21 protein-coding genes are annotated in these 25,805 nt (G+C 42.6%); 6 read left to right on the top strand and 15 right to left on the bottom strand.

What is annotated here, in order from left to right; all coding sequences use genetic code 11:
• Together VB836_RS08765 and VB836_RS08760 are read left to right on the top strand one after the other, a co-directional pair.
• Positions 1-212, top strand: a 212-nt coding sequence (locus VB836_RS08765) for a zinc ribbon domain-containing protein (RefSeq protein ID WP_323218989.1), incomplete at its 5' end; no start/stop codon positions are given.
• Positions 213-269: 57 nt separating this feature from the next.
• On the top strand, positions 270-608 hold the full coding sequence (locus tag VB836_RS08760; protein WP_046280795.1) for a P-II family nitrogen regulator: 339 nt from the start codon (positions 270-272) through the stop codon (positions 606-608).
• A 427-nt stretch (positions 609-1,035) separates the two neighbouring features.
• On the opposite strand, the gene VB836_RS08755 is transcribed toward VB836_RS08760, so the two are convergent.
• Entirely contained in the window at positions 1,036-4,092 is a 3,057-nt protein-coding gene (locus VB836_RS08755) for a family 10 glycosylhydrolase (protein ID WP_323218986.1), read from the bottom strand.
• Between the two features lie 525 nt (positions 4,093-4,617).
• Here VB836_RS08755 and VB836_RS08750 point away from each other — a divergent pair.
• Positions 4,618-5,724 (top strand): protein kinase domain-containing protein, encoded by a 1,107-nt coding sequence (locus VB836_RS08750; protein ID WP_323218984.1) that lies wholly within the window; start codon positions 4,618-4,620, stop codon positions 5,722-5,724.
• A gap of 100 nt (positions 5,725-5,824) precedes the next feature.
• Here the strand turns inward: VB836_RS08750 and VB836_RS08745 are convergent, their stop codons facing one another.
• From VB836_RS08745 to VB836_RS08725, 5 genes are all read right to left on the bottom strand, one after another.
• On the bottom strand, positions 5,825-8,893 hold the full coding sequence (locus VB836_RS08745) for a DEAD/DEAH box helicase (RefSeq protein ID WP_323218983.1): 3,069 nt from the start codon (positions 8,891-8,893) through the stop codon (positions 5,825-5,827).
• Positions 8,894-9,206: 313 nt separating this feature from the next.
• Positions 9,207-10,031: an ATP-dependent sacrificial sulfur transferase LarE gene (gene larE, locus VB836_RS08740; RefSeq protein ID WP_323218982.1), complete on the bottom strand. Its 825-nt coding sequence runs from the start codon at positions 10,029-10,031 to the stop codon at positions 9,207-9,209.
• 38 nt (positions 10,032-10,069) lie between these two features.
• Positions 10,070-10,666, bottom strand: coding sequence for a DUF5357 family protein (locus VB836_RS08735; RefSeq protein ID WP_323218981.1), 597 nt, complete (start codon positions 10,664-10,666; stop codon positions 10,070-10,072).
• 5 nt (positions 10,667-10,671) lie between these two features.
• The gene (gene fraC / locus VB836_RS08730) at positions 10,672-11,181 is read right to left on the bottom strand and encodes a filament integrity protein FraC (RefSeq protein ID WP_323218980.1); all 510 of its coding nucleotides are present in this window, start codon (positions 11,179-11,181) and stop codon (positions 10,672-10,674) included.
• Between the two features lie 473 nt (positions 11,182-11,654).
• The gene (locus tag VB836_RS08725; protein ID WP_323218979.1) at positions 11,655-12,830 is read right to left on the bottom strand and encodes an RNA-guided endonuclease InsQ/TnpB family protein; all 1,176 of its coding nucleotides are present in this window, start codon (positions 12,828-12,830) and stop codon (positions 11,655-11,657) included.
• A gap of 89 nt (positions 12,831-12,919) precedes the next feature.
• Here VB836_RS08725 and VB836_RS08720 point away from each other — a divergent pair, with 89 nt between their 5' ends.
• A complete protein-coding gene (locus VB836_RS08720) occupies positions 12,920-13,153 on the top strand; it encodes a hypothetical protein (RefSeq protein ID WP_046280633.1) in 234 nt (77 codons plus the stop codon).
• A gap of 347 nt (positions 13,154-13,500) precedes the next feature.
• On the opposite strand, the gene VB836_RS08715 is transcribed toward VB836_RS08720, so the two are convergent.
• The 8 genes from VB836_RS08715 to VB836_RS08680 all read right to left on the bottom strand — a co-directional run bounded on the left by VB836_RS08715 (position 13,501) and on the right by VB836_RS08680 (position 19,315).
• Positions 13,501-13,731, bottom strand: a complete 231-nt coding sequence (locus VB836_RS08715) for a photosystem II protein, Psb35-related (protein ID WP_323218978.1) — start codon at positions 13,729-13,731, stop codon at positions 13,501-13,503.
• 293 nt (positions 13,732-14,024) lie between these two features.
• Complete coding sequence (locus tag VB836_RS08710) at positions 14,025-15,104, bottom strand: Gfo/Idh/MocA family oxidoreductase (protein ID WP_323218977.1); 1,080 nt, start codon at positions 15,102-15,104, stop codon at positions 14,025-14,027.
• Positions 15,105-15,283: 179 nt separating this feature from the next.
• Positions 15,284-15,634, bottom strand: coding sequence for a phenylpyruvate tautomerase MIF-related protein (locus tag VB836_RS08705; protein WP_323218976.1), 351 nt, complete (start codon positions 15,632-15,634; stop codon positions 15,284-15,286).
• Positions 15,635-15,674: 40 nt separating this feature from the next.
• Positions 15,675-16,154, bottom strand: a complete 480-nt coding sequence (locus VB836_RS08700) for a flavin reductase family protein (protein WP_046280630.1) — start codon at positions 16,152-16,154, stop codon at positions 15,675-15,677.
• 750 nt (positions 16,155-16,904) lie between these two features.
• A complete protein-coding gene (locus VB836_RS08695; RefSeq protein WP_323218975.1) occupies positions 16,905-17,177 on the bottom strand; it encodes a hypothetical protein in 273 nt (90 codons plus the stop codon).
• Between the two features lie 132 nt (positions 17,178-17,309).
• Positions 17,310-18,446: a M14 family zinc carboxypeptidase gene (locus tag VB836_RS08690; protein ID WP_323218974.1), complete on the bottom strand. Its 1,137-nt coding sequence runs from the start codon at positions 18,444-18,446 to the stop codon at positions 17,310-17,312.
• Positions 18,447-18,860, bottom strand: a complete 414-nt coding sequence (locus VB836_RS08685) for a hypothetical protein (RefSeq protein ID WP_323218973.1) — start codon at positions 18,858-18,860, stop codon at positions 18,447-18,449.
• A gap of 50 nt (positions 18,861-18,910) precedes the next feature.
• The gene (locus VB836_RS08680; protein WP_046279278.1) at positions 18,911-19,315 is read right to left on the bottom strand and encodes an NIL domain-containing protein; all 405 of its coding nucleotides are present in this window, start codon (positions 19,313-19,315) and stop codon (positions 18,911-18,913) included.
• 336 nt (positions 19,316-19,651) lie between these two features.
• Here VB836_RS08680 and VB836_RS08675 point away from each other — a divergent pair, with 336 nt between their 5' ends.
• The gene (locus tag VB836_RS08675; protein WP_323218972.1) at positions 19,652-21,472 is read left to right on the top strand and encodes an SLBB domain-containing protein; all 1,821 of its coding nucleotides are present in this window, start codon (positions 19,652-19,654) and stop codon (positions 21,470-21,472) included.
• A gap of 93 nt (positions 21,473-21,565) precedes the next feature.
• Positions 21,566-23,827 carry a GumC family protein gene (locus VB836_RS08670; protein ID WP_323218970.1) on the top strand — a complete coding sequence of 754 codons (2,262 nt, stop codon included), beginning with the start codon at positions 21,566-21,568 and terminating at the stop codon, positions 23,825-23,827.
• A gap of 17 nt (positions 23,828-23,844) precedes the next feature.
• Here VB836_RS08670 and VB836_RS08665 read toward each other — a convergent pair whose 3' ends face one another.
• Positions 23,845-25,800, bottom strand: coding sequence for a glycoside hydrolase family 55 protein (locus tag VB836_RS08665; RefSeq protein WP_323218968.1), 1,956 nt, complete (start codon positions 25,798-25,800; stop codon positions 23,845-23,847).
• Positions 25,801-25,805: the final 5 nt, after the last annotated feature.

The following is a 25,805-nucleotide window of genomic DNA, read 5'->3' as shown; positions in this document are numbered from 1 at the left end:
CACTGTCAACTCGTACTCATAAATGTAGTTGTGGATGTGAATTGCAACGTGACCACAACGCAGCCCTGAACATTCTCAAGAAAGGATTAGGTACGGTAGGGCATATCGGAACCAAGCTCATAGAGCAGAACGCTTCTGAAGAGACGACCTATGAGTTGACGGGTTTTAACCCGTCAGTGAAAGCCGACTCGTTGAAAGAAGAATCCTCGTAATTTATTGCCAGGAGTGTCAAAGAAATTAGAGTCATAAATTCTCAGGAGTTGCCCGAAGTGAAAAAGATAGAAGCCCTCATCCGTCCCGTGCAGTTTGACCAAGTAGCTGCGGCATTAGTGGACGCAGGAGTTGTCGGAATGAACGTCACCAACGTGCGGGGGTATGGTCGCCAGAAAGGCCAAACCGAATCCTATCGAGGCGTCAAACACGTCATTGAGTTTCATGCCAAAGTGAAGATAGAAATCGTTGTTGAAGATGAAGCTTGTGAATTCGTTGTCGAAAAATTAATTGCTGCGGCGCAAACAGGTCAAATTGGTGATGGTAAAATATTCATCCGATCAGTTGAAGAAATTATCCGCATTCGTACAGGTGAAACCGATTTAGAAGCACTTTAATTAATGATAATTGTGTAGGGCGGGCTTTTACAGTTTACAGTTATACAGTTACCAGTTATCAGCTTTTACAGTTTACAGTTTTTACAGTTTACAGTTATTAGTTATTAGTTGTCACTGTTTACTGGTTACTGTTCACTGTTCACTGTTCACTGTTTACTGGTCACTGTTTACTGGTCACTGTTCACTGTTCACTGTTCACTGGTCACTGTTCACTGTTCACTGGTCACTGTTCACTGGTTACTGGTCACTGTTCACTGGTTACTGTTCACTGGTCACTGTTCACTGTTTACTGGTCACTGTTTACTGGTTACTGTTCACTGTTCACTGTTCACTGTTTACTGGTCACTGTTCACTGTTCACTGTTCACTGTTTACTGGTCACTGTTCACTGTTGTAAACCTCTTGCAAGATAGCCTGCCAGATTTTTGTTAACGACGGTTTAACTCCACCCGTTCACCATAACGCAGCAACATCTCCAAACTCGCTAATCGATTATCCCAACTTTCAACTTGATAGCTTTGTTCTAAAGCTTGTAAACGCATTGAACGTTGAAACTGATCTCGAAACCCAGTCAGTAAACGTTGAGCATTGTTGAAATTTTCCGCCGAAGGATTGCTTGCCAATAGATTCAACGCTTCCGCCAATTGCTCCGCTTTTTTATCCAAGGTTTCCAGTTCATTATCTCGAATCCATAAACGGTCATTTGCCAACAGAAAACTCCATTCCCGTTTCAAAGCCGTATACCGTTCAGCCGCAGCTACAAACGGTTGACGGTAGGGAATCGCGCTCGAACGACAACTTTGATTCGCACATCCCTGAGTGCGGCGAAAAAAGGCTTGTAAATGATGACCAATCGTTTCAACGGCAAAAATAGAATACCCACCCGTAGATAAATCTCGTAACGCCTGAATCTGATCAATCGCCACAATTTCAGGAAGATCCAGTAGCTTCACCGACGGCACAATTAACGTCGCACCCAGACGGTTAGAGTTCGTCAGAGGCTGAGTAATGCGCTGTAAACGGTTCGTATCCAGAGAATAGGTCATGGGTACAACTAAATCGACTTCGTTCTGTTCCGCCCAAATCTCCCAATGTTGTTGAATCTTGCGAATACGTTCCTGTTCAGGATGGGGAAATACCGCCACCGAGAAAATGACATCAGGATATTGCTGTCGCAACAACTGAGACACTTCCTTGACCATCATATTCACCTGTTCAACTCGGAAGTTAACCCACTGAGACCACAACTGAGTATCTCTCGGGCTAACCGATATCGGATCAACCCCGGTTAACTGACGAAACTGTTCTCGTCCAGCAGTACCATAACCAAAGGTAAAATTGCGATTCGGATCTTGGAAGGGATAGCGAATATAGTCAAGCTGTATGCCATCAACATCATAGTTGTAGACAATCTCTCCAACAAGCCGCAAAATATAACTCCGAACTTCCCGATTTGCCGGATCGAGATAAGCTTTACCATCCCGTTCATGCCAAACTCGACCCTGACTATCCCGATTTGCCCAGTCAGGATGAGCAGTCAGAACAGGCCCTAAATAGCTATTGGGCTGGTTCACTAAGGCATTGTGACGCTGATTGGCTGTGGCAAACGTCCACAACCAAGCGTGGAGTTCCATCCCCCGTTCGTGAGCCAATTTAACACCACTGGCTAAAGGGTCCCAACCCCGAGTTAACGGGTTTTGTTGCGGTGCAACTCGTGAAGGATAGACAGGATATCCGGCATTAACCGTTTCAAAGAAAACAGTATTGATTCCGGCCTGTTCAAGTTGGTCAAAGATTTTTGCCAGTCCCGCTTCATTCCGTGCCTTGACAATAGTACCGCGATCCAACCAAACCGCTCGAATTTCAGCCCCCGCCCGTTCCCCATCAATGGGATAATTTTCCCAGAGTTTTTTCCGAGCTTCTAACCATTGTTGTCGGGCGGCAGCCCAGTTTTGTTGGGCGACTAATTGCGGAAAGTCCTTGAGAACTTGTTGGACATAGGCGATCACCTCGTTTGCCGATTTATTATCAATGGTATTCGTTTGAGCCACTTCGTTGAGTTGAGTCGAAGCAACTTTTAGACTCACAGGTGTACTACTAGAATTCCCAGCAACCAGGGCATTTTCAAACCGTCCTAACAGGTTCATCAATTCCTGTCGCATGGTGACTGCCATCACTTCATCGATGGGGTCGTTTCCTTGTGTAACATTTAACCCAGCAGGAGCGACTTGATCAGACGGATCAATAAAGGTTTCCGGTACACCTGGAGTTGAACCGGGTGATAAAGTTGATAGCAAAGATGATCCTCTACTAGAAGCTGCCGGAGTTGGCGGAACTTCTGGAGATCTCGGAGTTTGTCTATTATCCGGTTGTTGTCGAGAGTTGCGACTGTTTGCTGTCCGTTGGCTGGTTGTAGAGCGATCGCCATCAGTCTGTACAGGTGCTGTATTACTGTTGCGATTATTTCGTTCAGCGTTGCGATCGCGATTACTCACTCTCGGCTGATTTGAAGGATTATTCCTTTCAGAATTGCGATCGCGATTACTCACTCTCGGCTGATTTGAAGTATTATTCCTTTCAGAATTGCGATCGCGATTACTCACTCTCGGCTGATTTGAAGTATTATTCCTTTCAGAATTGCGATCGCGATTACTCACTCGGGGTTGAACTGGAGACGAATTTGAGGTATTATTCGCTTCAGGAGAATTGATCGGATTGGTAAAAGCAGGTTGAACTGGAGTTGGAGTATTTGCCGTAAAAGTATTATTAACACTGCCCCCATAACGGTTAACAGCCGCTTGTAACCAGACAGCATCGGTATCTGCTGCCCCTTCACTACTTCCCCAACGCCAACCGATGTAAGTTGCACTGCGAGTTGTAATCACCGAGGGTGAACCGCCACTTCCCTGCCAAGTTCCGGCGGTGTAGCTTTCCAGACTCGAGGGAATTAGCACACCCCCATTAACAATACCCTCAGTTGCAACAGTCGGCGACCATTCCGTTAAGTCACGACAGATTTGTTCTCGACAGCCACTTTTTTTCGCTTCCGGTTGAGCAGGGCCACTGAGAGGAAAAGCCCAATAGGAACCTAAAAGTGTTCTCAAAAGTTGACGGGCTAAGGGGGTTGATTTATGACCAATCGGCCCACTAGCGATTAATTTTCCCCCTTGATTAACCCATTGTTGTATGACCTTGACCTGTTCTGTTTTCAAGACTTCTACATTCGGTAAAAACAGAACTTGAATACCTGCTAAATCCGTAATACTACGAATATTATCGAGATCAACAGTTGTATAATTTACCTGGCTTGCTTTCAGCCGCCCTTCAATCTGGCTCCAATCGGCTGCACTGTCAGAGCGAACCACTCCCAACACTGCACCCGCTATTGCGGTTGATGAACGTAACACCCAACAACCGATTAATGTACCCGCCAGAGTGCCAACTAAAGCCTGTGTGAGAAAAGATAGCGAGTGCTTCTGAATCATTGATCTGTTAATTTAATGCGTTGACGACGTTCCCTACCTCACGATTGCGCGTTTGTCAACCCTCATTTCAAAGGATGACGCTTCAAATTCGATGATAAATCACTCTATTGTGTTAAGTCCATCATCGCGCAGCACCCCAGAGCAGAAATGATAGCTAAATCTCCACCATTCTACAAGCATTTGAGTCTGTAGGAAAGACATCGTATTTTAACTTGCTCTTTTTACTCAAAATGTTAAATCAGATAGTTTTTGAGAAATTGAGAGAATAATCCGATTCAAGAGAGGACACTGGTATTCAAGACTACAGTTTAACCTAGATTTCAAGATTCAAGAAAAAACAAGAATTAGACAATAGGAACTGATGGGTGACAAAAAGCTCTCCGCTAGACTCAATCAGTTTAACTATTTTCAGCCCCCGATGCGTATCATTAACTTGTGCAGGGTATCAGTTCAGGACTGGACGAATAGACCTCATTTTGATAGAGTTGAATTAATTTAATAATATTGTTATAGGTTTTTTGCGTTATGAGTTATTGCTTCAATCCTCAATGTCCTAATCCAGCAGATCCAGCGAATAAAAATCAATTGATTTGCCGCAACTGTGGTTTTGAGCTTTTGCTGCAAAACCGATATCGTGCAGTACAAAAACTTTTTGGAGGAGAATGTTTTAAAGCTTACGATAACGAGACGGGTAAATATAAAGTTATAGGTCATCTATTAAAAGAGCATCCAAAAGCTGTTGAGATAATAAAACAAACAGCAAAAGTTTTGATGAAAATTAATCATCCGGGAATTCCTAAAATGGATCAAGATGGATACTTTACACAAGATGGATACTTTACAAAAAACTACAATACGCACTATTTAGTGATGGAATACATTGAAGGTTTAACTTTAGAAGATTGGATGACCCAACGAAACAACAAACCCATTAGCGAAAAACTGGCGATCAAATGGTTAAAACAAATGGTAAAAATTTTGTATAAATTCCATTGTCTAAATTATTATTATCACAACATTCATCCCCAAAATATTACGGTAAAACCCGATGGGAATTTAGCATTAACTGGTTATCATATATTGAACCTAAAAATAGACTCATTCTATCACTCTCACAAAGAATCAGAGATTACTAAGCCTCCGACGGGTATTATCAGTCCGGGTTGCTCACCGCTCAAAAACGAGATAACAGCTGCAAGTAACTTTTTATTGTTGGGTCAGGTATGGGTATTTCTATTAACAGGAAAACCCGCAACAGCTTTTCCCGAAAATCCCAGAACAGGTATGATAATATGGCGGAAAGACGCTCCCTATATTTCTAAAAATTTTGCCGGAAATTTTGCCGATCTACTTGATTACTTAATGGCTCATTTTCCCGGAAATCGCCCTCAAAATTGTCAAGTCATTTTAAAGTGCATCACACAAATCCAGAAAGAAAAAGCAAAAATAATAAGTAATGATCAAGAAACATCCCCGACAAAAACTCAAAAAAAACAACTGAAAATAAAAAATAAGAAGAAAAAGAAGAATAATATTATTGATTCTTTAATAAACTGGCTAAATCAACGTTTGATTTATACTTTTAATCTCCTTCGTAAAATGAGTCAATATTTAGGGTTAATGGCAAAGTGAGCGGATTAACAATAGGGCAATTAATTGATTAATCGCCCTTACAAGTTCCGGTTAACGGTTTACTGAAAAAGCACAAATCCCCTACAAAATCCCTCGTCTGTTATTCCACATCTTCATTAATCGGATATCGATCTAATAACCGTTTAGCTTCCGATGCTTTTTGTTTAAGAATCGGATTCAAATGAGGAACATGAGGAATTTGTGAGAGAAAATCCAAGGTTCGTCGAATCATCCTGACCAAATCTCCCTCATCTAAACTGGTATGTTCAACTAACTGTAACCAATCAATTCCTTGACCCCATTGTTCAATAATTGAACTTAAATTTTGATGTTCCCAACGTTCCGGTAAGACCAAAAACTCCACTTGATAATTGCTTTGAATCTTAATCAAATTTTTTCGCAACCCCCAAAGTCGTTCTAAAGCCGCCTGTACGGGTTGTGAAAGTTGATAATCTGTCCAAGTATCCGATCGCGAAATTTCAGTCACTAAAGCCGCACAAGCTGCCGCTAATTCTGCCGGTTCTAAATCATCAAATTCCCCGGACATCAAAGCAATTCCCAACCATAATTCGTTATCTCCCCGCAAAGCCGCCGTCGCCTGACCTAAAGGCGTGGGTTGCAATTCATCTAACGCTTCAAACTGCTGTAAAATCAAGATCAAATCGAGAAACTTCTGCCAATAATGACCCTGATTTGCCTCAATTTCAGCTTGCAATAACCGAATTTCATAATTCAAATCCGTCCAACGTTCTCGACGCTTTAACAACTTTTGGGGTTTACCCCATTCATACAACGGATGGGTTTCTAACTGGTTTTCAATGTCACTAACTTGCTGCATTTGAAGCTGCACTTCTGGAGGAATTTCCGGCAGAGAAACGTCAGGAATTTGTTGAGCGATCGCATCACTGAGGGTATCTCCTTTGCGCTTCTGACCCAATTTATACGGAATATCAGGAATATCCATATAATCAACTGCCGTTAACCGAGGAATATCCCCATGCAACGCCACCACATCCGACGCCCCCACCACATACCAACGGTTATCTTGACCCAAACAGAGAAAATAGGGGGCTTGACCCGGACTTGGTGTTTGAGCGACTAATACCGCCGCCAGGGGTGTGTCTTCAGGACTCCTGGCATTGGAGACGTGTTTTCCTCTCAAACTGACAATTGTACCCAACACGGCAGAAACCAGCGCCTGAGACATCCCCGCAGTTCGAGTTTCCTCAGCTTGATCTTGTAAAAGCTTTAACAAGCGTTTTTCTTCCCGTAGACGGGCTTGTAACTTCTCGTAATGAGTGATGACAGTTTCCAACTCATCGATGCTTTTCCCCGCCTCTAAGCCCAAATTCGCCTCAATATCAGCCAGTTCCGCTTGCAGTTGCTGCATCTCAATTTCTTGAGGCTGAAGTGAGGCGGTAGACAAATATTGACCAAAACTGCGTTCAATTAAAGCTTTTGCCTGTTCTAAACTATGAGTTTGCAGCAAATTCAACACCATGCCATAACTCGGGGTAAACTGACTGACTAAGGGATCGGGTTCTTTTGTCGTCAAATGATAGGCTTCTTCCGCGCCTTCAAAGGGCGTTTGTACGGTTACAACATGACCTAACAAGTCCATTCCCCGACGTCCTGCCCGACCTGACATTTGCAAAAATTCTGAAGGTTTCAATAGACGAATTCCTTCATCAGTGCGTTTGGAGAGGCTAGAAATTACGGTTGTCCGGGCAGGCATATTAATTCCCGCCGCGAGAGTTTCGGTGGCATAAACGACTTTAATTAAACCCAGGGTAAATAATTCCTCAACTAACATTTTCCACGTCGGTAATATTCCAGCGTGGTGAGCGGCAATTCCCAAATACAACGGTTCGATGCTACGAGTTGCTGAGACATCGTTGTTATGGGCAAAGATATCAATTTTTTCTCTTAACAGTGCTGCTTCTTCTTCATTCACCAGAGAAATAAAGCCAAGTTCATGGACAGCGTAGAAACATTCTTCGACAGCCAGATCACAGCCTCGGCGACTGAAGATAAAATAAATCGCCGGAAGCATTTCTTCTTCTTGCAATTCATAGAGAACATACAAGGTTTCAGGCACAAACAGAACCTTGACTAAACCTTGCCGAAAGAGTTCCGCCACAAACATTCTAAAAGGCGGAGGCAGTTCTAAATGGTAAGTGGCAATACCCCGATACAAAGCATCTAGAGATTTAAAATTTCTCAGTTTGGGGTTGGTGGTTAAAAAGCTGTTAATGGCACTGCCTAAACGTTCCGCTTCACTGGAATTGACAAAAGAAAGGCGTTCAATTTTCGGGTCGAGAACAGCGCGATCGCAGCCTTTGCGGCTAGAAATAAAGTAAATTGTCGGTAGAGTGCCTTGTTTTTGCAGTTGCTTGAGGGCATTGACCAAGCTTTGACCCTGTTGTTGGGTGTGGAAACGAGAGCGGCGGTTGTCGTATCGGTTATTGTGTCGTTTTTTGGGTTTGAGGTGACGGTTGATATCCGTACCGTTTTCGTTGAGGAGGGGAAAAAGTCCTTGAGTGTTACAAAAGTGAAACTGTAGGGGAACGGGGCGAAAGTCAGAATAGATCAGTTCGGTTGGCCCGTGAACTTTGCATAACCAGTCGGTGAGTTGATCGCTATTGGCGATGGTGGCTGACAGCGCCAGCAGTTGAATTTCGGGGGGACAATAGATAATTGATTCTTCCCAAACAGTTCCCCGAGTGCGATCGTTCATGTAGTGACATTCATCGAGGACAACCGCTTCTACGCCTTCGAGGGAAGTTCCGACTTCTCCGATGGGAGTTCCGTAGAGCATATTTCGGAAGATCTCGGTGGTCATTACAACAATAGCGGCTTCTCGGTTCATGGAGAGATCGCCCGTGAGTAAGCCAACGTTCTCTACCCCGAACCGTTCTCGAAAGTCTCGTAATTTTTGATTAGACAGGGCTTTGAGGGGAGTTGTGTAAAAAACTCGTTTTCCCCGACTAAGAGCGCGGTAGATGGCATATTCCCCGATCAGTGTTTTTCCCGAACCTGTAGGGGCGCAAACCACAACAGATTTACCCGCATTCAGAGCATCAATGGCTTCAAGCTGAAACGGATCGAGTTGAAAGGGAAAAAGTTTGTCGAGTTCGAGCTGTTGGGGGTTCTGGGTAGAGTACGACACTAGGATGATGTTGAAACAATCAAAGGACTAAGTTATCCTTTTTAACCTGAAGGTCAGTTCAGATCATAAGGTCTTTTATCAATTCTAAGCTTTTCTTCGAGAGGCGTAGGCGGACACAGGACGAAGGAGAGGGGGTAGAAAGCAGGAGATCGGTATTTCTCCAGGGGAATATGGACGATCATCAAATTGTCACATCGGGCGATAGTCTCTACAGAAGTTCCCCTGACAATAGGGTTAGCGTTTAACTGTCGCCTGCTCCCTGCCATCTCTGTTATGGTAGGGTCATTTTATGACTAGACTTTGTGGACAGTTTTTAAGATCGTCCCAGGACTTCCGGCGTTAACACTTGGTTTAATTTTCCACTGCGATACCCTTCTAGGTCTAGGGTGACATAAACAAACCCAAATTCCTGAAAGGTTTTAACCAATTGTGACAAATCTGTTGTGAATACAAATTCTTTGATTTGATCGGGGGGGAGTTCAATGCGAGCGCTATCTCCTTGGGAACGAACTCGCAAATTTTGCCATCCCAGTCGCCGTAAATACAGTTCTGCTCGTCCGACTCGTTGTAATTTGGTGAGGGTGATTTCTTCCCCATAGGGAAAGCGAGAACTCAGACAGGGTTGAGCGGGTTTATTCCATCCCGATAAATCTAATAATTTGGAGATTTCCCGCACTTCGGCTTTACTAACACCAACTTCGGCTAAAGGCGATCGCACTCCCCGTTCAATAGCGGCTTGAATTCCCGGACGGTAATCCCTTAAATCATCAGCATTTACGCCATCAACGATATAGGGATATCCCCATTGTACCGCTAGCGGTTTCAGGCTGTCATGGAGTTCGCTTTTACAAAAGTAGCAACGATTTATCGGATTTGAAGTATAGTTAGGATTTTCCATTTCATGGGTTTGGATCTCCTGATGACGAATGCCAATTTCTGCGGCTTGAATGCGGGCTTCTTCTAAATCTTCAGGGAGTAATGAGGGAGAAATCGCGGTAACAGCCAGGGCGCGATCGCCGAGTACATCATAGGCGATTTTGGCAACTAAGGTGCTGTCTACTCCGCCTGAATAGGCAATTAATGCCCGCTCCATCTCGTTCAATAAAGATTGTAATTTCTCTAACTTTTGGATAACCATTGCCTTCTTGTCTTGCGTAAATTTCCCTTTTCTCTAGTTTAAAATATTTGTTCCTTCAATGGAGCATCTAACAGAATAGATTTAGATAACGGGACTTGAAAAGCGGCTCGGGGTAGAGTTCGGTTCGGATTGAGATAGGGACTATTTTCACTCTGTTGAAAAATCAGCAGATAGATCTCAATCCAGCAACTCAGCAAGAGATGAATTAAGATGATAATTAATAGAGTTTTTCGACCCAAAAGGGGCGGGGATTTTTCTGGATTTCTACTTTTTAACCATTCCACAACCACCAGCAAAATCGCCGCAATTACAGGCCATACTTTTAAAGCTAAAGTGGGTTCGGTTTCATCGGTTCTTTGATAGATGAGTAGACTAATTAAAGTGGCAATCAGCCAAGGACTTAACGGAAAACTTCCGAATATAAAAGGCGGCTGGCTGGCTCGCCAACCTAAACTAATGGTGAGGAGTATCCAGCCTACAGCAGCAATTGTCTCTTGATTATAATCCGTTGCGATAAAGGAGAAACCCCAAATGACAATACTCACCAAGAGCAACGTTTTCCAATGTATAAATCGCGGCGGCATTACCGGATTAACAACAGTTCTAAATCGATCTATATTCGTTTTCCAGGTCATGGTTACTAGAAGTTAAAGACACGGATTTCAAAAATGGAAAAGAGTAGGGTTAGAAAGTAACTGATGGTATGGGCTTTCGTTACCGCTTTTAACTGATTCCCCCATTGATTCATTGCCAAAGCGGAGGTATCTGTTGCAGGTTCTTGAGTTCGATTCTCTTTTTCAAAAACAAACTCATTTAAGATCAATAGACCCATCAATTTCGCGAGTAAGAAAATGAAAAAATAAAATAAGGTCAGGATTAAAACATCGGGTGCTATTTGTTGAAAGTCATCTAAAATCAAATAGATCACTAAATGTCGAGCGAGATCAATCGTGACAAGAGACTGTGTGAATGAAAAGACAACTCCTCCGCAGATTTCGGCAAACATATTAATGATTAAAGCATATTCAACTCCTTGTTTGGGACTGATTTCTAACTCTCTTTTGTAAACCCAAGACTCAATAGTAATTGTAATCAAAAGACGTACAAATCTAAATAAAATTGCCCGAGCTGCTAAGATGGATGGTGACATACATCAAACCTATTAACCTAAATAATTACAAACCGCGTTGCTCCGTCGCCATAACCTGAGAAAAAACTCTGTACTGTTGTGATCGAACCAACTTAACCAATCAGCGTGAGCGTACCTGTTGATTTTGACAACATTGCCATTGTGAATTGAGCAGATTTTGATCTAGATTAGATTCAAGCATTGTGACTTAATCGCAAGTGGAATGAATCCTGTTAATCCGGTTGAGGGGATTGCCCTTTGCTAAACGGCTCTGTATGTTTAGACAGAACAATCAACCTCCAAGTCTAAATCTATCATGTTGATGTAAACTCGTAGAGTGAACTTATCAAGCCGCAACCCAACTCTGTGATTGATCTCCCAGGTGCAGGAGACTCCGCTCATTCGCTTTAAGTACAACGCCAGTTGCGACCTCATCTCAATTGCACTCACACCTTGACATCCTCCTCTCCGTAAACGAAGGGGATTCCCAAACCTTACGATTTGGGTTTCTGTTTCTTAGCACCTGCCTTCCGAGACTTGCTCTCTTCCGGTCTTATAGTCGCTCCACAGACTGACACGGCAAGCCCTGCCGCCAAAATGTTTATACTTGCGTTGATATCACGGTCATGGTGAGAGTTGCATTTAGGACAATCCCATTCCCTGATATTCAACGGCATTTTTTCTACAATGTAACCACAATTAGAACATCGCTTTGAACTAGGGAACCATCGATCTATTTTGATCAGTTCCCGCCCATACCACTCCGCTTTATAGGTAAGTTGTCGGACAAGTTCTCCCCAGTTCGTATCACTAATTGCTCTAGCTAGCTTATGGTTTTTGACCATGTTCTTTACAGCCAAATCTTCAACTACTATCGTTTGATTTTCACTCATTAGTTGAGTTGTTAGCTTGTGGGTATGGTCGCGCCTGCAATCAGCAATTTTTGCTTGGATTTTAGCTACCTTAACTCTTGCTCTCTCTCTGTTCCTTGAGCCTTTGGTTTTTCGGCTTAAAGATTTTTGAGCCAGCCGAAGTTTTTTGTAAAGTTTATCGTAATGCTTGGGATTAGAAACCTTCACTCCATCGGAAGTGGTAAACAGACTGCTGATACCAAGATCTATCCCCACTTTTTTATTGACGGGCTTGAGTTTGTGGTCTGTTGGGTCGTCAATTCTCAAAGAAACAAACCATCTTCCACTCGGATCTAATTTGACCGTTATTGTTGAGGGTGTACAACCAGTAGGAAGTTGACGACTCCATCGAATGGGTAAAGGTTCAAAGCACTTGGCAATATAGACTTGACCCTCTTTAAACTTGAAAGCCGACTTGGTAAATTCGGCACTGCCACCGTTACGTTTTATCTTGAAGTTTGGGTATTTTGCCCGACCCGCAAAGAAGTTACTGAAAGCGGTTTGTAAGTGCCTTAAACTCTGTTGAAGGGGAACACAACTGACCTCATTTAAGAAGTCTAATTCCTCCTCTTTCTTCCATTCCGTCAGCATCGAAGAGGTTTGAGAATACCCAACCCGTTCAAAGCGTTCATACCAAGCCTCGGTTCGTACCGCCAGTGCCTTGTTGTACACCAGTCGCACGCATCCTAACGTTCTCCTCAACAGGTTTTCCTGTTCGGGAGTGGGGTAAAAACGATATCGATAGGCTTTCTCACTCATGTCTCACAGTTTAACACATATCTTGTAAAGAGTTAAAATAATTGAATAAAGCCGTCCTTTAAGGACGGGGTTTCAGACCCAAAATTTCGATGAATTATTCTATTCCTAACAGCCTGACAGAAATGATGGCTCTGAGTCAACAGCCCGTCAGTGAAGAACTGGTGGCTTCGGCGATCGCAGGCGTCATTCAAATTGCTCGTTCTCAGCATAAGTCTCTTGAGGATCTTAAAGCAGAAGTTCTCGCTGATGATAGTCTTCTCAGTTTAGAGCAACGTCTGTGGTTAAGTGAATTAGTTGTCCTTGCTTGGGATGGCTTACCTTGAACCCAAAAAAAAGCAGCCCGTGAGGCTGCTAAAAGGAGAGATTAAAAACCGTTGTTGTCTGGGAGAGAGGAGAAATCTTTTCCAGGCTGTAGACTTGTAAAAAAAATTATTGAAATTTGAAATTTAATTTGAGCTAATCTGAGAAAATACTTGGCGTTTTTAAGGCTCTGGCATTCCCTTCAGCTAAGGTCTAACAGGCATTTTCACGCTTACGTGAATCTATCTCTAACATAAGTGTACCTTGCCCGATTTACCCGTGATCTGAGTCTGGTTTTGTCGTGATTTCTTTCATACCACCTGATGAGGGAAATCACAAAACTTTACCGTTAACTGTTGTAGCCCAGGTCTTACAGTTTATTGCTGCTGTAGGCATCTAAAGCATAAGCGGGAACACGCACGCTGTAGTCGGTTTCTACGCCTGTTACAGACTGAGCAATTTGTTCAAAGGAAGCATTGTTCCAGTTGCGTTGGTGAATGGGCTTGGTTTGTTCGCCTCGGAAGTAAGCCATCGTACCAATAACAGCCGCCGCACCCCAACCAGCAATCAACAGAGCCGCTAATGCAATTAAATAAATCATGTCGGTTAACTCCTTAACTTTTTTTAACTTATGTAAATTAATGTAACAAACTCTTGTCATAAATGTCAACCCTACTCTTGTGTGAAAACCGAACCATTGTTTCGGAAAACCGAAAGAACCTGGGGATAGTGACTTCCGACAGACACAAAAACAAAGGGCGGGAACTTTGTCCTGCCCTTAAGAATAAGTCTGGTAGTAGTCGGGAGCTACACCCCAGATACCGAGTTTTTTTGTCTTCCACTGAAAACTGTTATAAATGCAACTCTGTTTTTGCCTCCTGCCTTCTGTCCTCGTTAGTTAACGGGAACGGCTGAGGAATTCAAATTGTACTCCAGTTCTTCTAAATTCCAAACTTGGCCGTCGAGGGCCATTTGCTCAATTAAACTCGCCAAGCGTAAAGCTTTGAGGGCTTGTTCACCACCAACAGAAGGTTGATTTCCGCCTCGCACACAGTTAACAAAATGCTCCAACTCGGCGTGTAACGGTTCAATATTGCTCGTGTGAACTTTCTCAATTAACCCATCCTGACGGTAAAGCACCTGACCATAGTCTGTTACATAATTCGCTGTCGTTTGACGATGAATCAAAATTTCATTATTGAGAAAATCAGCTTCAGTCAGGGAATTTTTACAATGAGCCACGATAGAACGCAATTTGCGATGAGTGACTTTACTGGCAATTAATGTTGCCACAATCCCGTTAGCAAAGCCCAGAGTTGCGGTAACATAATCTAAATAACCCGAATCCGCCGCCCGACTTCCACTAGCCGTCAATCGCACCACAGGGGAAGCCACCAACTCTAGCAACAAGTCGATATCATGGATCATTAAATCTAAAACCACAGAGACATCGTTAGCCCGGTTAGAGTAGGGACTCATCCGATGAGCTTCTAAAGCCAGTAATTCCTCGGTTTTCAGGACTTTACTCAACTCTTGAAACGCGGGGTTAAAGCGTTCGATGTGACCCACTTGCAAAATTCGCTGATATTTGGCGGCAGCATTTACCAAAGATTCCGCTTCAGAAATACTGGCAGCAATGGGTTTTTCAATCAGAACATGAACCCCAGCTTGTAAACAGGTCATTCCCACAGAATGATGTAAACGAGTGGGAACGGCGATACACACCGCATCAACGTGTTCCAGTAAATCTCGATAATCTTCAAAAAAATGAACTCGATACTTGCTTGCAGTATCCAGCCCTCTTTCAACATTAATATCTGCAACACCCACTAACTGGATATCCTTGAGCAAACTCAGAACTCTGGTGTGATGTTGTCCCATGTTACCAACCCCAATTACCCCAATTCGCAGGGGGTGGGGCTGGCTATGGTTTCCCATACCCGTTAAATATCCCTCTGACATCCTATTGAGCATCCCTGGACTCTCCTCCACCACAGGCTATAGGCTTGTATTGCCTACTGAATAAGTCGTGCAAATCCATCCAGATACTATCACAGCCTCTCACTTTGTAAAGAATTTCTAAGCCTGTAGATGGTTCCTCAAAACAAAGAAATTTTTGACATCAGAGGGAATTGGGTTCTTTTTCCCTCGTTTTAACCGAAAGTTGTCCCATTCCAGCCCCACATAGTTCCGGGAGCATCGGCAAATTCAATATAAATGCGATTTAAGGGTATACCCAGGGCTTTGTTGATTTTCTGGCAAAAATCGGAACTCATGGTTTTGGTTTGACTCGCGGGTAAACCAATGCTTTTGATTTCCATGTAGCAAACCGGGTCAGTGGTTCCGCCAAATGTCATCGGGATATTGGGTTCAAAGGCTGTCATTACATAGCTTTCGGGTTTTTTGAGATGTTCGGCTAATGCGGCTGACAAGCTTTTGAGTAAGGTTTCAACGTCCGATTTTTCAGGAGTTGGGACTGAGGTTTGAACTTTGATCAAAGGCATAGTTTAAACTGTGATTGAATGAAAGTCGTGTTTCGGGTTTCTAGCCGCCATAATTCCAGCCTGTACTGGCGAGTGATAAGATTTCTCCCTCTCGGTGTACGCCTGCGGCAATGACTTCGCCGACAAATACGGTATGATCGCCTTGAGGCACGCTGCCAACAACCCGACATTCTACATAACCCAAGGAGTCGGAAATAATCGGACAGCCTGTTTCTCCCAGGTAGAATTCTACATCCTCAAATTTGTTACCGACTCGACGCTGAGGTTTGAAGAATTTCTGTGCCATTTCTTTTTGTCCATCCTCTAGAAAGCTGAGAGAAAACACTCCACTGGCTTCTATCATGGCGTGGGACTTTGAGTCTTGTTTGACACAGTTAACCACTAGAGGCGGTTTGAAGGAGGCTTGCATTACCCAACTGGCGGTGAAGCCGTTGACTTCTTCGCCGTCTTTGACTCCACAAATATACAGGGCGTGAGGGATTTTGCGGAGTATTGTTGTTTTGGCCTGTTCGTCTAGCAAGGGTCTGTCCTTTAAGGGGTTTTACCAAAAATTGCCGTAAAGCCCATACCTAAAGGTAGGGGGATACAAGGCAAAGAAAATGCTATAATAATTATACTGGTAGGGTATTCAACCAGGTTAAAAACCCAGCATCTAATCGATGCAATGAATCTTGAAAACTTAAGGTATGGGGTTCTTGCTAGGAATGCTTTGGCCTGATAAAACCTTGAAGCACCAAGTACAGAGAACAAAGCATTTTTTTCTCAAGTACGGTAGGGCATACCGAAACTATCTCTGAAATGGGATGAACGACTGGGGAGACTCACCCCAAAGAGCGTAGATTGGGAAACCAGTTGGCTGTAAGGGTTGTCAATGAACCAGTAATCCAAATCCGCTCTTGCTTGGAGAATCCCCTTTCTTTAGAAATGGGGAGTATGTCAAACGAATTAGTTTATCAATCTTCTGTACAACATCGCAGAAAAGTTTGAGAAATAAACTTCTTTGACCCATCGAAAAATACTACAAACCATAAACCCGGTTTCTAGCAGAAACCGGGTTTATACCCAATCGGTATATCTCACAGAACTGAAAACTGCTATAGTTTATCAATCTTCTGTACAACATCGCAGAAAAGTTTGAGAAATAAACTTCTTTGACCCATCGAAAAATACTGATGCGTTGATCAAGGCGTAAAATGCTTTCATCTATCTTTGGGTTGAGATAATCAGACTGCATGGACTCAAGAACCTACTAGAATTTATACCCAAAACTTCATGGTGCAATAGCATTATGAATTATATTTTGTACGACCTCAAGGCTGAGTTGCGGTTGAGTCCAGATGACAATACATCGCTCCCCACTATTGACTAATTCCATATCATTATCTTTACCGGGTCGCCCTAGTGCTTCAATCATTAACCGTGATAAAATACAGGGGCTAGAAACGCCATCAAAGATCACCTGTGTTGCTAGGATTGCTTCACTGTTTGTTTGATTGTCGTTTGGGTTGGTAATGTATTTTTGCTCTATTGATTCTATTCTCATCGCTTTTTCCCTACAAGTATACTGCTCATGTCATAAGTTAACATCAATCCCTCAACAGATTTGTACAAGGTTAACAAATTTACCAAGACACAATCTTCCACAATCTCGCCAGTTTTTCGGGAGAATGTTTATCTAGATTGGTTCCATGATCGACAATACATAATCACATTGATTAACGCTGTGATTGGTGGAAACATTAAAAATGATTCCGTTTGATTCTGCTTTTACTTCTACAATTTTAGGCAGGTTTTCAGTTTTATTGAAGCTGAGAATTTCATAGAGGGCTTGACCTGTTTTGACTGAACTTCCGAGTTCAACTCGATTTTGAATCATTCCACCTGTGGGTGCATAATAGTTTTTGAGGTGACTTTTCCGGACTAATTTGAGAGGATGATTAGCGGTTTGTGGTAAAGGAAACCCATCTAGTTTTAACAAGTTTTTACTGGCTAAATAGTTTTTAATCCCGCTTATTCCTTTTTCAACAGATTCCGGGTTCATAATCATTCCTGAACCTAGTTCTAATGTCCAAGATTCGATATCAAACTGAATGGGTTTTCCCAGATGAGATAATTGTTTTTCTAGGGCTAACCAAGGTTTGAGAAAGGCTTCATCAAAGGCATCACCATCATAATCATTCATTAAGATTCCATAGTCAAGTAAAAAGGCTTTGGCACTTTCTTCTCGACTGTGAAAACAGTATAAGTAATCAATGGCTTGATTGGTTGAACTGTGTAAATCGATGACATAATCTGCGTCTAAACAGAGGGATTGTAAAAGAGTTCGATAATATTCTGAATAAGGGACTTGACTGGGATGTTTTATTGTTTCAGTTAGATTATGAAAGCTTTCTAATATTTTTTGGCGATAGTTTTGCTGAATTTCTGTTCCGCTTAAATGCTGTTGCGATCGCGCAAATTCTGCAAGATCTACTTCGGTTTTTTCGTAGTCCCAAAAGATGCGATTCCAGTCTTTGCCATCATAACTATTATAGCGGCCGGAGGAGAAATGATGGGCGCGTTGGTTGACTCCGACGGGATTACAAACGGGAACCAGCCAAATTTCACCGAGGAGTTGAGTTTCATCGAGTTTAATTAAATCTGCAATTAACTGATGAATCACGGCATTTCCGCTAATTTCTGATCCGTGTAAGTTAGACTGGATATAGGCTTTTTTTCCGGGTGCTGCACCAAGGAATTTGTAAACTTGCAGAGATAAGCGATCGCCAGAAGCGAGTTGAATGAGGGGAAGGGTTGAAATGGTAGGTTGCATTTACTGTTTGATGAAATAATGGAATCCTAGACCTAAACCTAAACCCAATAGAGAAGTTGTCAGTAATATAAAAAAAGCCGACCAATTTCTAATTCCCAGGGTTTGCAGTTCAATCCTTGCTAAAGTCGTGGCAGAAAGAATCAATAAAATTTTAGCAAACGTGTTTAAATAAGTGGCGATTACAACAATAATAAACGAACCTAAAAGAACACAAACAAAAGTTCCAACATCGGTTGCAAACCATTTAATAATGGGCTTTTGCAACTGATTAATCGGAGTGGTAAATAATAAACAAAGTCCAACAATAGTCGCCACAATCACACCCCAAGCATAGAGATTAAGATGCGCTTCAAAAAGCGTCCATCCAAACGTGAAATAGGTTAATATTAGGAGGAATAGAGAGAGCCAAGTCACCTTTTTCACGTTCAGATTTCCAATCATCCCATTGAGAAGACATTTGAGTGTTAAAGATTCGTTGAAATCGCCTGTACCGGACAAGCAGAAATACACTGTTCACAGACAATACAGCGTGAGCGAGTAAAAGTTAAATAAAAGGTGTCAGAATCAAGGGTTAAAGCTTCAGTTGGACAAACTCCCGTACACAAACCACAATCGACACAAATTTCTTCGTCAATGAGAATTTCTCGTCGTTCCAAAGAAACCTTAATATTTTGGGATTGCATCCAATCAATAGCGGCTTCTAGTTGGTCAATATCACCCGATAACTCAACGACAAGGGTTCCCACCTGATTCGGTGCAACCTGAGCGCGGATAATATTGGACGCGACATTAAAATCCTTAGCCAACCGATAGGTGATTGGCATTTGAACGGAAGTTCGGGGAAAGGTTAGCGTGACCCGTTTTTTCATCCGATCAATCTCTAGGACATCGCTATAATCATATCATTGAGTCTATCCGATTATTCAACTTTAAAAATCAGAAACTCTAGAAACAGAGGAGTGGGTCTCAGGCGGGTAAAAATGGCTCAATTGTAGCTCGTTCAAATCTTCGGGTTCGATCACCTGTGGAAGCAGAAAGGGTATGCTAGCATGGATGCAGCCCACTTGAGGCCGCCGAACAGTCTCAGTAGGATTCTCGTTTAGTTTAGAAGTTGATCATTGCATATTATTCAGTTCAGGGAGTAGAGAATCTCAAATTGAAAATACGGCTGGTTTTTAGCGTGAAAAATACGCCCTACAATTAGAATGAACAAGCTAGCTCAACGAGCTGAACGAATTCAGCGATTTCAAAGCCTAAGTATCCTAACATTTCTCATGGTTGCTTTTCCCTCTATGGGCTTGCCGCAACTGTCATTTTTACCTCAGACGGGTTCATTGAGTCTGGCATCGACTCCTCCTCAAGTAGAAGATGCTTATAGACTCGGATCAGGCGATCGCATTAGTATTAATATTTTTCAAGTTCCTCAGTATAGTGGTGAGTTTGAGGTGTTGGTGAATGGGACTATCAACTTACCCCAAATTGGGGGTGTATCGGTGGATGGACTCACATTAGAACAAGCAGCAGCCAAGATTGCCGAGCAATATGAAAGTCGGCGGATTCTCAGACAACCGCGCATCACCGTTAGCCTGATTGCTTCTCGACCTTTAATCATTGGAATTGCCGGAGAAGTTCATCGTCCGGGTTCTTACACTCTACCTTTGGACGGGTCAAAATTGCCAACAGTCAGTCGAGCGATCAAAATTGCAGGTGGGATTACTCAAGCGGCGAATCTGCAACAAGTTCAACTGCGGCGTCCGAGAGGAGATGGTTCAGAAGAGATCATCAATGTTAACTTGTGGCAATTACTTCAAACCGGGGATCTTCGCTACGATACCTCACTGCGAGATGGAGATACGATCTTTATTCCCACGGCTAATCAAATTGATCCGGGTGTTGGTTCGCAACTAGCGAATGCTAGCTTTGCAGCCGATCAAACTCAACCGATGAGTATTGCGATTTCTGGAGAAGTACAACGACCGGGCCCTTATGTGGTTGCCGGAACAGGTGCATCGAGTGGGATTCCGACGATTACCCAAGCGATTCGCCAAGCGGGGGGCGTAAAGTTAATGGCCGATATTCGTCGAGTTCAGATTCGTCGAACAACCCGAACTGGATTTGAGCAAACGATAGAGGTTGATTTGATGCCGTTGTTAGAAGGGGCAGATCTTCAGCAAGATATTCTTCTACAAGAAGGGGATAGTATTTTTGTTCCCTCAATTGACAATATTAATTTAGCTCAGGTTTCTCAATTGAGAACAGCTAGTTTTGCGGCATCTCAAACAGAACCTTTGAATATTGCAGTGATTGGGGAAGTGTTTCGACCTGGCCCGTATACTGTAACAGGAACCGCCAAAACAGGTGAAGCAGGTGTTCCCGGTAGTGGTGGCGGTGGAAGTACACCACCTACAGTAACCAGGGCGATTCAAGTCGCCGGAGGCATCAAACCGCTAGCCGATATTCGTCTGATTGAGATTCGGCGTGTGAATAATTCGGGTTTGCCTACTGTAATTACCATTAACCTCTGGGAATTATTAAAGCAGGGAGATGCAACCCAAGATACGATTTTACAGGAGGGAGATACGGTTTTTGTCCCGACTGCAACCGAAGTGAATCCCGAAGAAATCGGTCAAATTGCACAAGCGAGTTTTGCGCCTAATACGATTCGGGTTAACATAGTCGGAGAGGTGCAAAGACCCGGTTTGGTGGAAATTCCACCCAATACACCGCTCAATGAAGCTCTGTTCAGGACGGGGGGGTTCAACTCCCGTGCTAATGAGGGATCAATTGAATTGATTCGTTATAATCCCAATGGTACAGTCGAGCAACGGCGAGTTGAACTTGACTTTACTCAAAATGCCAATGATCAAACCAATCCGATACTCCGCAATAATGATGTGGTGATTGTGACTCCCTCTACTTTAGCGAATATTTCCGATACGGTAGACAAAGTGGTGAGTCCTTTAAATCGGATTCGATCATTGTTTGTGATTCCCTCCGCATTCATTGATGTGTTTAGAAACTTTTAGTGTAATCAGTCAGCCAATTCACTATACTGGGGCTAGACTCCAGGGAAAAAATGCCGTTGTATGCCAAATAGGTTAGTTATTTTGTAGGAACTTATGATTCGGGTTGGACGAGATTCTCAATCGCTACCGACTGCCTACACTCCCCCTTTCGAGGACGATGATGAGGGAGGATTGGATCTTAGCCAACTTTTAGGGGCCATCCGTCGTCGCTTTTTGATTGTTATTGGGTTAGCAACAGTCGTGGCTTCTGCTGCGGCTTATAAAGCGGCGACTGATACTCCAGTTTATCAAGCTCAATTTGAGATTTTAACGGAGCCACTGACGATTGAAACTCAAGTTATTTCTACCACTAACCCACAAACTTTAAGTAGTCGAGAGGAAATTGTAGCCGTTAATGCGGATGCCGTTAAACTTAAACTGCTCACAAGTCCCCAAGTGCTTGAGCCTGTTGCAGAAAAGCTTCAAAGTCAATATCCAGGTATTAGCTATGAGGCTATTGCTCGGGGTCTTAACATTAGACCATCGGATCTCGATATTTTGGTGGTGGGATATCAGAGTACAGATCCTCAATTAGTCAAAGCGGTTTTAGATTTAGTTGCTGAGGCTTATCTGGAGTATAGTTTGCAAGTTCGCCAAACTGATATTTTGAAGGGAATCAAGTTTGTCGAAGATCAACTCCCCTATTTGCAAGATCGGGTGGAAACTCAGCAAGAACGCTTGCAAGGACTACGACAAAAGTATAACTTAGTTGATCCCGGAACGACAGGTCAACAACTAGCGACTCAAATTAGTTCAATCGAACAGCAACGCCTTGATACTCAGCTACAATTGCGTCAAGCTCAAGCACTTTATACGAATCTACAACAACAACTAGCCAATCCATCCACGACTGAAACGGCTTCGGCTTCGGTACTCGCTCAAAGCGCTCGCTACCAAGCAATTCTTAGCCAACTGGGAGCGATTGATAATGAGATTGCCAAGGGATCTGTTCTGTATTTAGAAGAAAGTCCAGAAATTAAACTTTTACAAGAACAGCGAGAACAATTAGTGCCGTTATTGCGTCAGGAAGGAGAACAAGTCGCTAGAGATTTAGCGAATCAAATCCGAGAATTAGAAGCCCGTTATGAGATACTGACGGATACCCTAAATCGCCTCAATCAACAAGTTAAGCAACTATCGGTTACTAATCGAGAGTATGCTGATATTCAGCGAGAATTAACGATAGCAACGGAGAACCTCAATCAATTCCTTGCTAAACGAGAAGCATTTAAAATTGATGCGGCTCAACGAGAACAACCTTGGCAGTTACTTACTCCGGCAGGTTCACCTAAACCTTCTTCTGCAAGTGTCAAGAGAAACTTATTACTGGGAGGGGTTCTAGGGACGCTATTGGGTTTGGGAGCGGCTTTAGCAATTGATAAATTGAGCAATATTCTCTATACACCTAAAGAGATTAAAGATGTTGCTAGACTTCCTTTGCTGGGAATTATCCCCTTTGATAAAAATCTTAAAAACCAGGATACTACAGTAGATATTGGTCGTGTATTTTTGCGAAATACTCCTGACGTGCTGAGTTTGGGTATGGAGAGTAAACCCCAACAACTGATTTCGGTTTTTTATGAGGCTTTCCGATCTTTGTTTACTAATATTCGTCTTCTGAGTCCTGATACTCCCATTCGTTCAGTTGTAATTAGTTCAGCGATGCCGGGAGAAGGAAAATCAACAGTTGCTATTTACTTAGCTCAAGCGGCAGCCGAACAAGGAAGACGAGTATTATTGGTTGATACTGATTTGCGTCATCCCAGTATTCATAATCGCTTGGGTTTAGCGAATATGCAAGGGTTAACCGATGTGATTTCAACTGATATTGACTTTAATCATGTTATTCAGCAATCTCCACAAGAAAATAACTTATTTGTATTAACAGCAGGTTCGATTCCGCCTGATCCCATTCGAGTATTAGCCTCTCAAAAAATGCAAGATTTAATTGCCCAATTGAGAAGTGCTTTTGATTTAGTTGTTTATGATGCTCCTCCCTTAACCGGACTAGCGGATGCTTATTTACTAGCAGCAGAAACAAATGGGATGGTCTTGGTTGCAAGTTTAGGCCAGGTTAAGCGTTCAGTCCTTGAAAATGCTTTAGACCAATTGAAAGAGCATTCAAACTTTAGCACCCCTCTTCTCGGAGTTGTGGCGAACCGGGCGAAAAATGTTCCGTTGACTTCCTATAATTATAGTTACTCTAGTTCATCTTCCTACAGTCAAAAACCCGTTGCCAAGAATTTAAACAATAAGGGTGAACTTCAGAAGGAAGCGTCTTCACCACTTACCTTTTTCCGCAAAAAATCCAAATAATTGAAGGTATATATTTATTAGTAACCTAAGTAGGGAAAAATTCTCTCAGTTGTTCGACGATTGGAATTGATCACATCTTGGGTTGTATCCCCCTGTATTTCTCGAACCAGGACTCCATATCCTGTGGCGGTTGGTAGATAAGGACGGGTCACAATTGCCATGCTAGAGTTATCGTTAATAAATTGAGCTTGGGGAGGGTTAGTATCTGGAATATCAGAGTTAATATAAGTAAATCCTCCCTGCACAACCGTTGAACCATTATTTCTCGTTTCCAAAATTGTACCGGGTTTTTCGGTTTTGAGTCCCAAAATCCAAAGCTCACCCCCATCATTGAGAATTTTAGGCTCTGACTCAGGAGGTACTACTTCTACATTCAAACTTCTAGCCCAAGCCTTTTGGTCTTGTATTTTAGTTAGTCCAGAAACAATATCTTCAAAAAATACATCTCCTTTTCCTCTGTTTGTATTACTGTAGGATTTGAGTGCAGCGTGCTTAATAACGAGAGTGCGTTCAGCATTATGCTCAATACTTAGATCTTCCATGCGCTCAATTACAACAATGGGTTCATCACCGTTCTCAAATAGAAAAATTGGATCAATAGAGTCTCTCGAAAAACGCGCTCCCATTCCGATAATTTTTTTCACGCTACCCCGAATCAGTATGGGTTCGCTCACTTCATAAAAACGATTGGGGAGAAACACCGTTTTCACGCCTGAAGTATCAATAGCGGCTTGAATATCCGCTCCTGTATTTCCTTCGACAACTGCAATATTATTCAGCTCATGTTGAATATAGGGCGTTTCTTCGACAGGTAAGTTCAGCATCTGAGTTTGAGTTGAAAATCCCCTTAATGGACTCCCGCAACTCCATTCTTTGATATTTCCTTGTAGGGTTTCCTGTTCTCCGGTTTCGCAGTTGTAAATTTCCCCGGTCTTTTGATATCCATTTTGCTTAATATCAGAGAGAAATACATTAATGCTTCGTCTTTCGCCTGGAGTCGCTTGACCATTTTGGCGATATTCAGTAATAATTGCTGTTTGATTACGATTCCCAAGGCCTTGAAGTTCAGCACCAAATACAGCTAATGTTGCTCCATGATTTTTAATAAAAAGAGCAGGAACTTGGTTAATACTTTTTAAGTTACGAATGGTAAGAACTTGCATGACCTGCTCAATTCCCACTTTATTTTGTTGGGTCAAGGTAATATTTTCCATTGTGATTGAGTTAGTCGTTCCTCCCCCCACAAGAATACCCTGATCAAAGCCTTCTACGGATACATTTTTAATCAAAAGAGGCCCGACTTCAGCAGAAGTTAAGTTCAGACCTTGAGCGCCTTGACCATCACCAGAAATAATTGCAACATTAAACACACCTCCGCCATTATTAGAGTTCATTTTGATGCCAATTGCATTTTTATTTCCTGAACCCACATGAACGGTTAAATTCTCAATGCGGTTGCGAAATGCGTTAGCTCGATTATCTTTTGTGTCTAAAATAGGTTTACTCTCGCCACTAGAAAAGTTATCAGCATTATCTTTAAGGCGAATAATACTTCCTTCTCGAGTTTCACCTAAAAGCGTTGTTCGTTTATAGTAAAGTCCGCCATGCGCTCCTTTTGGCCATTCAATCGTATCACTAACAATATAAGTTCCATTGGGAACATATATAATTTTGCTGCCGTTGGCAATTTCATCTCGGCTAATTGCTTGTTTAAAGGCTTCTGTATCATCGGTTATGCCGTCACCTTTGGCACCGTAGTCTTTGACATTAATCACACCTCCCTCTGCTTCAGATAGAGGGGGAAACACTTCTCTTTGCGGCGGATAATTTGCCATTGCACTGTGAAGGCTAGCATTGTTTTGAGATAAATTTGATTCGGAGTTTGGCAAGATATTTTGCCTAAAAATTTCTTCGGAAGCGCAGCTTGAAGCTAAAAAGGTTAGTACAACTAAAGCTATTGTTTTGTAAATCATGGTTC

The organism is Limnoraphis robusta BA-68 BA1, assembly GCF_034932365.1.
GTDB classification, from domain to species: domain Bacteria; phylum Cyanobacteriota; class Cyanobacteriia; order Cyanobacteriales; family Microcoleaceae; genus Capilliphycus; species Capilliphycus robustus.
The sequence above is the reverse complement of the archived record's forward strand: the minus strand, read 5'-3'. Positions and strand labels throughout refer to the sequence as shown.

Coding starts and splice junctions, on each gene's coding strand:
- VB836_RS08755 (WP_323218986.1), bottom strand. CDS start 4,092: ATGATTCAGAAGCACTCGCTATCTTTTCTCACACAGGCTTTAGTTGGC.
- VB836_RS08750 (WP_323218984.1), top strand. CDS start 4,618: ATGAGTTATTGCTTCAATCCTCAATGTCCTAATCCAGCAGATCCAGCG.
- larE (WP_323218982.1), bottom strand. CDS start 10,031: ATGGTTATCCAAAAGTTAGAGAAATTACAATCTTTATTGAACGAGATG.
- VB836_RS08735 (WP_323218981.1), bottom strand. CDS start 10,666: ATGACCTGGAAAACGAATATAGATCGATTTAGAACTGTTGTTAATCCG.
- fraC (WP_323218980.1), bottom strand. CDS start 11,181: ATGTCACCATCCATCTTAGCAGCTCGGGCAATTTTATTTAGATTTGTA.
- VB836_RS08725 (WP_323218979.1), bottom strand. CDS start 12,830: ATGAGTGAGAAAGCCTATCGATATCGTTTTTACCCCACTCCCGAACAG.
- VB836_RS08720 (WP_046280633.1), top strand. CDS start 12,920: ATGAATTATTCTATTCCTAACAGCCTGACAGAAATGATGGCTCTGAGT.
- VB836_RS08715 (WP_323218978.1), bottom strand. CDS start 13,731: ATGATTTATTTAATTGCATTAGCGGCTCTGTTGATTGCTGGTTGGGGT.
- VB836_RS08710 (WP_323218977.1), bottom strand. CDS start 15,104: ATGCTCAATAGGATGTCAGAGGGATATTTAACGGGTATGGGAAACCAT.
- VB836_RS08705 (WP_323218976.1), bottom strand. CDS start 15,634: ATGCCTTTGATCAAAGTTCAAACCTCAGTCCCAACTCCTGAAAAATCG.
- VB836_RS08695 (WP_323218975.1), bottom strand. CDS start 17,177: ATGAGAATAGAATCAATAGAGCAAAAATACATTACCAACCCAAACGAC.
- VB836_RS08690 (WP_323218974.1), bottom strand. CDS start 18,446: ATGCAACCTACCATTTCAACCCTTCCCCTCATTCAACTCGCTTCTGGC.
- VB836_RS08680 (WP_046279278.1), bottom strand. CDS start 19,315: ATGAAAAAACGGGTCACGCTAACCTTTCCCCGAACTTCCGTTCAAATG.
- VB836_RS08675 (WP_323218972.1), top strand. CDS start 19,652: ATGAACAAGCTAGCTCAACGAGCTGAACGAATTCAGCGATTTCAAAGC.
- VB836_RS08670 (WP_323218970.1), top strand. CDS start 21,566: ATGATTCGGGTTGGACGAGATTCTCAATCGCTACCGACTGCCTACACT.
- VB836_RS08665 (WP_323218968.1), bottom strand. CDS start 25,800: ATGATTTACAAAACAATAGCTTTAGTTGTACTAACCTTTTTAGCTTCA.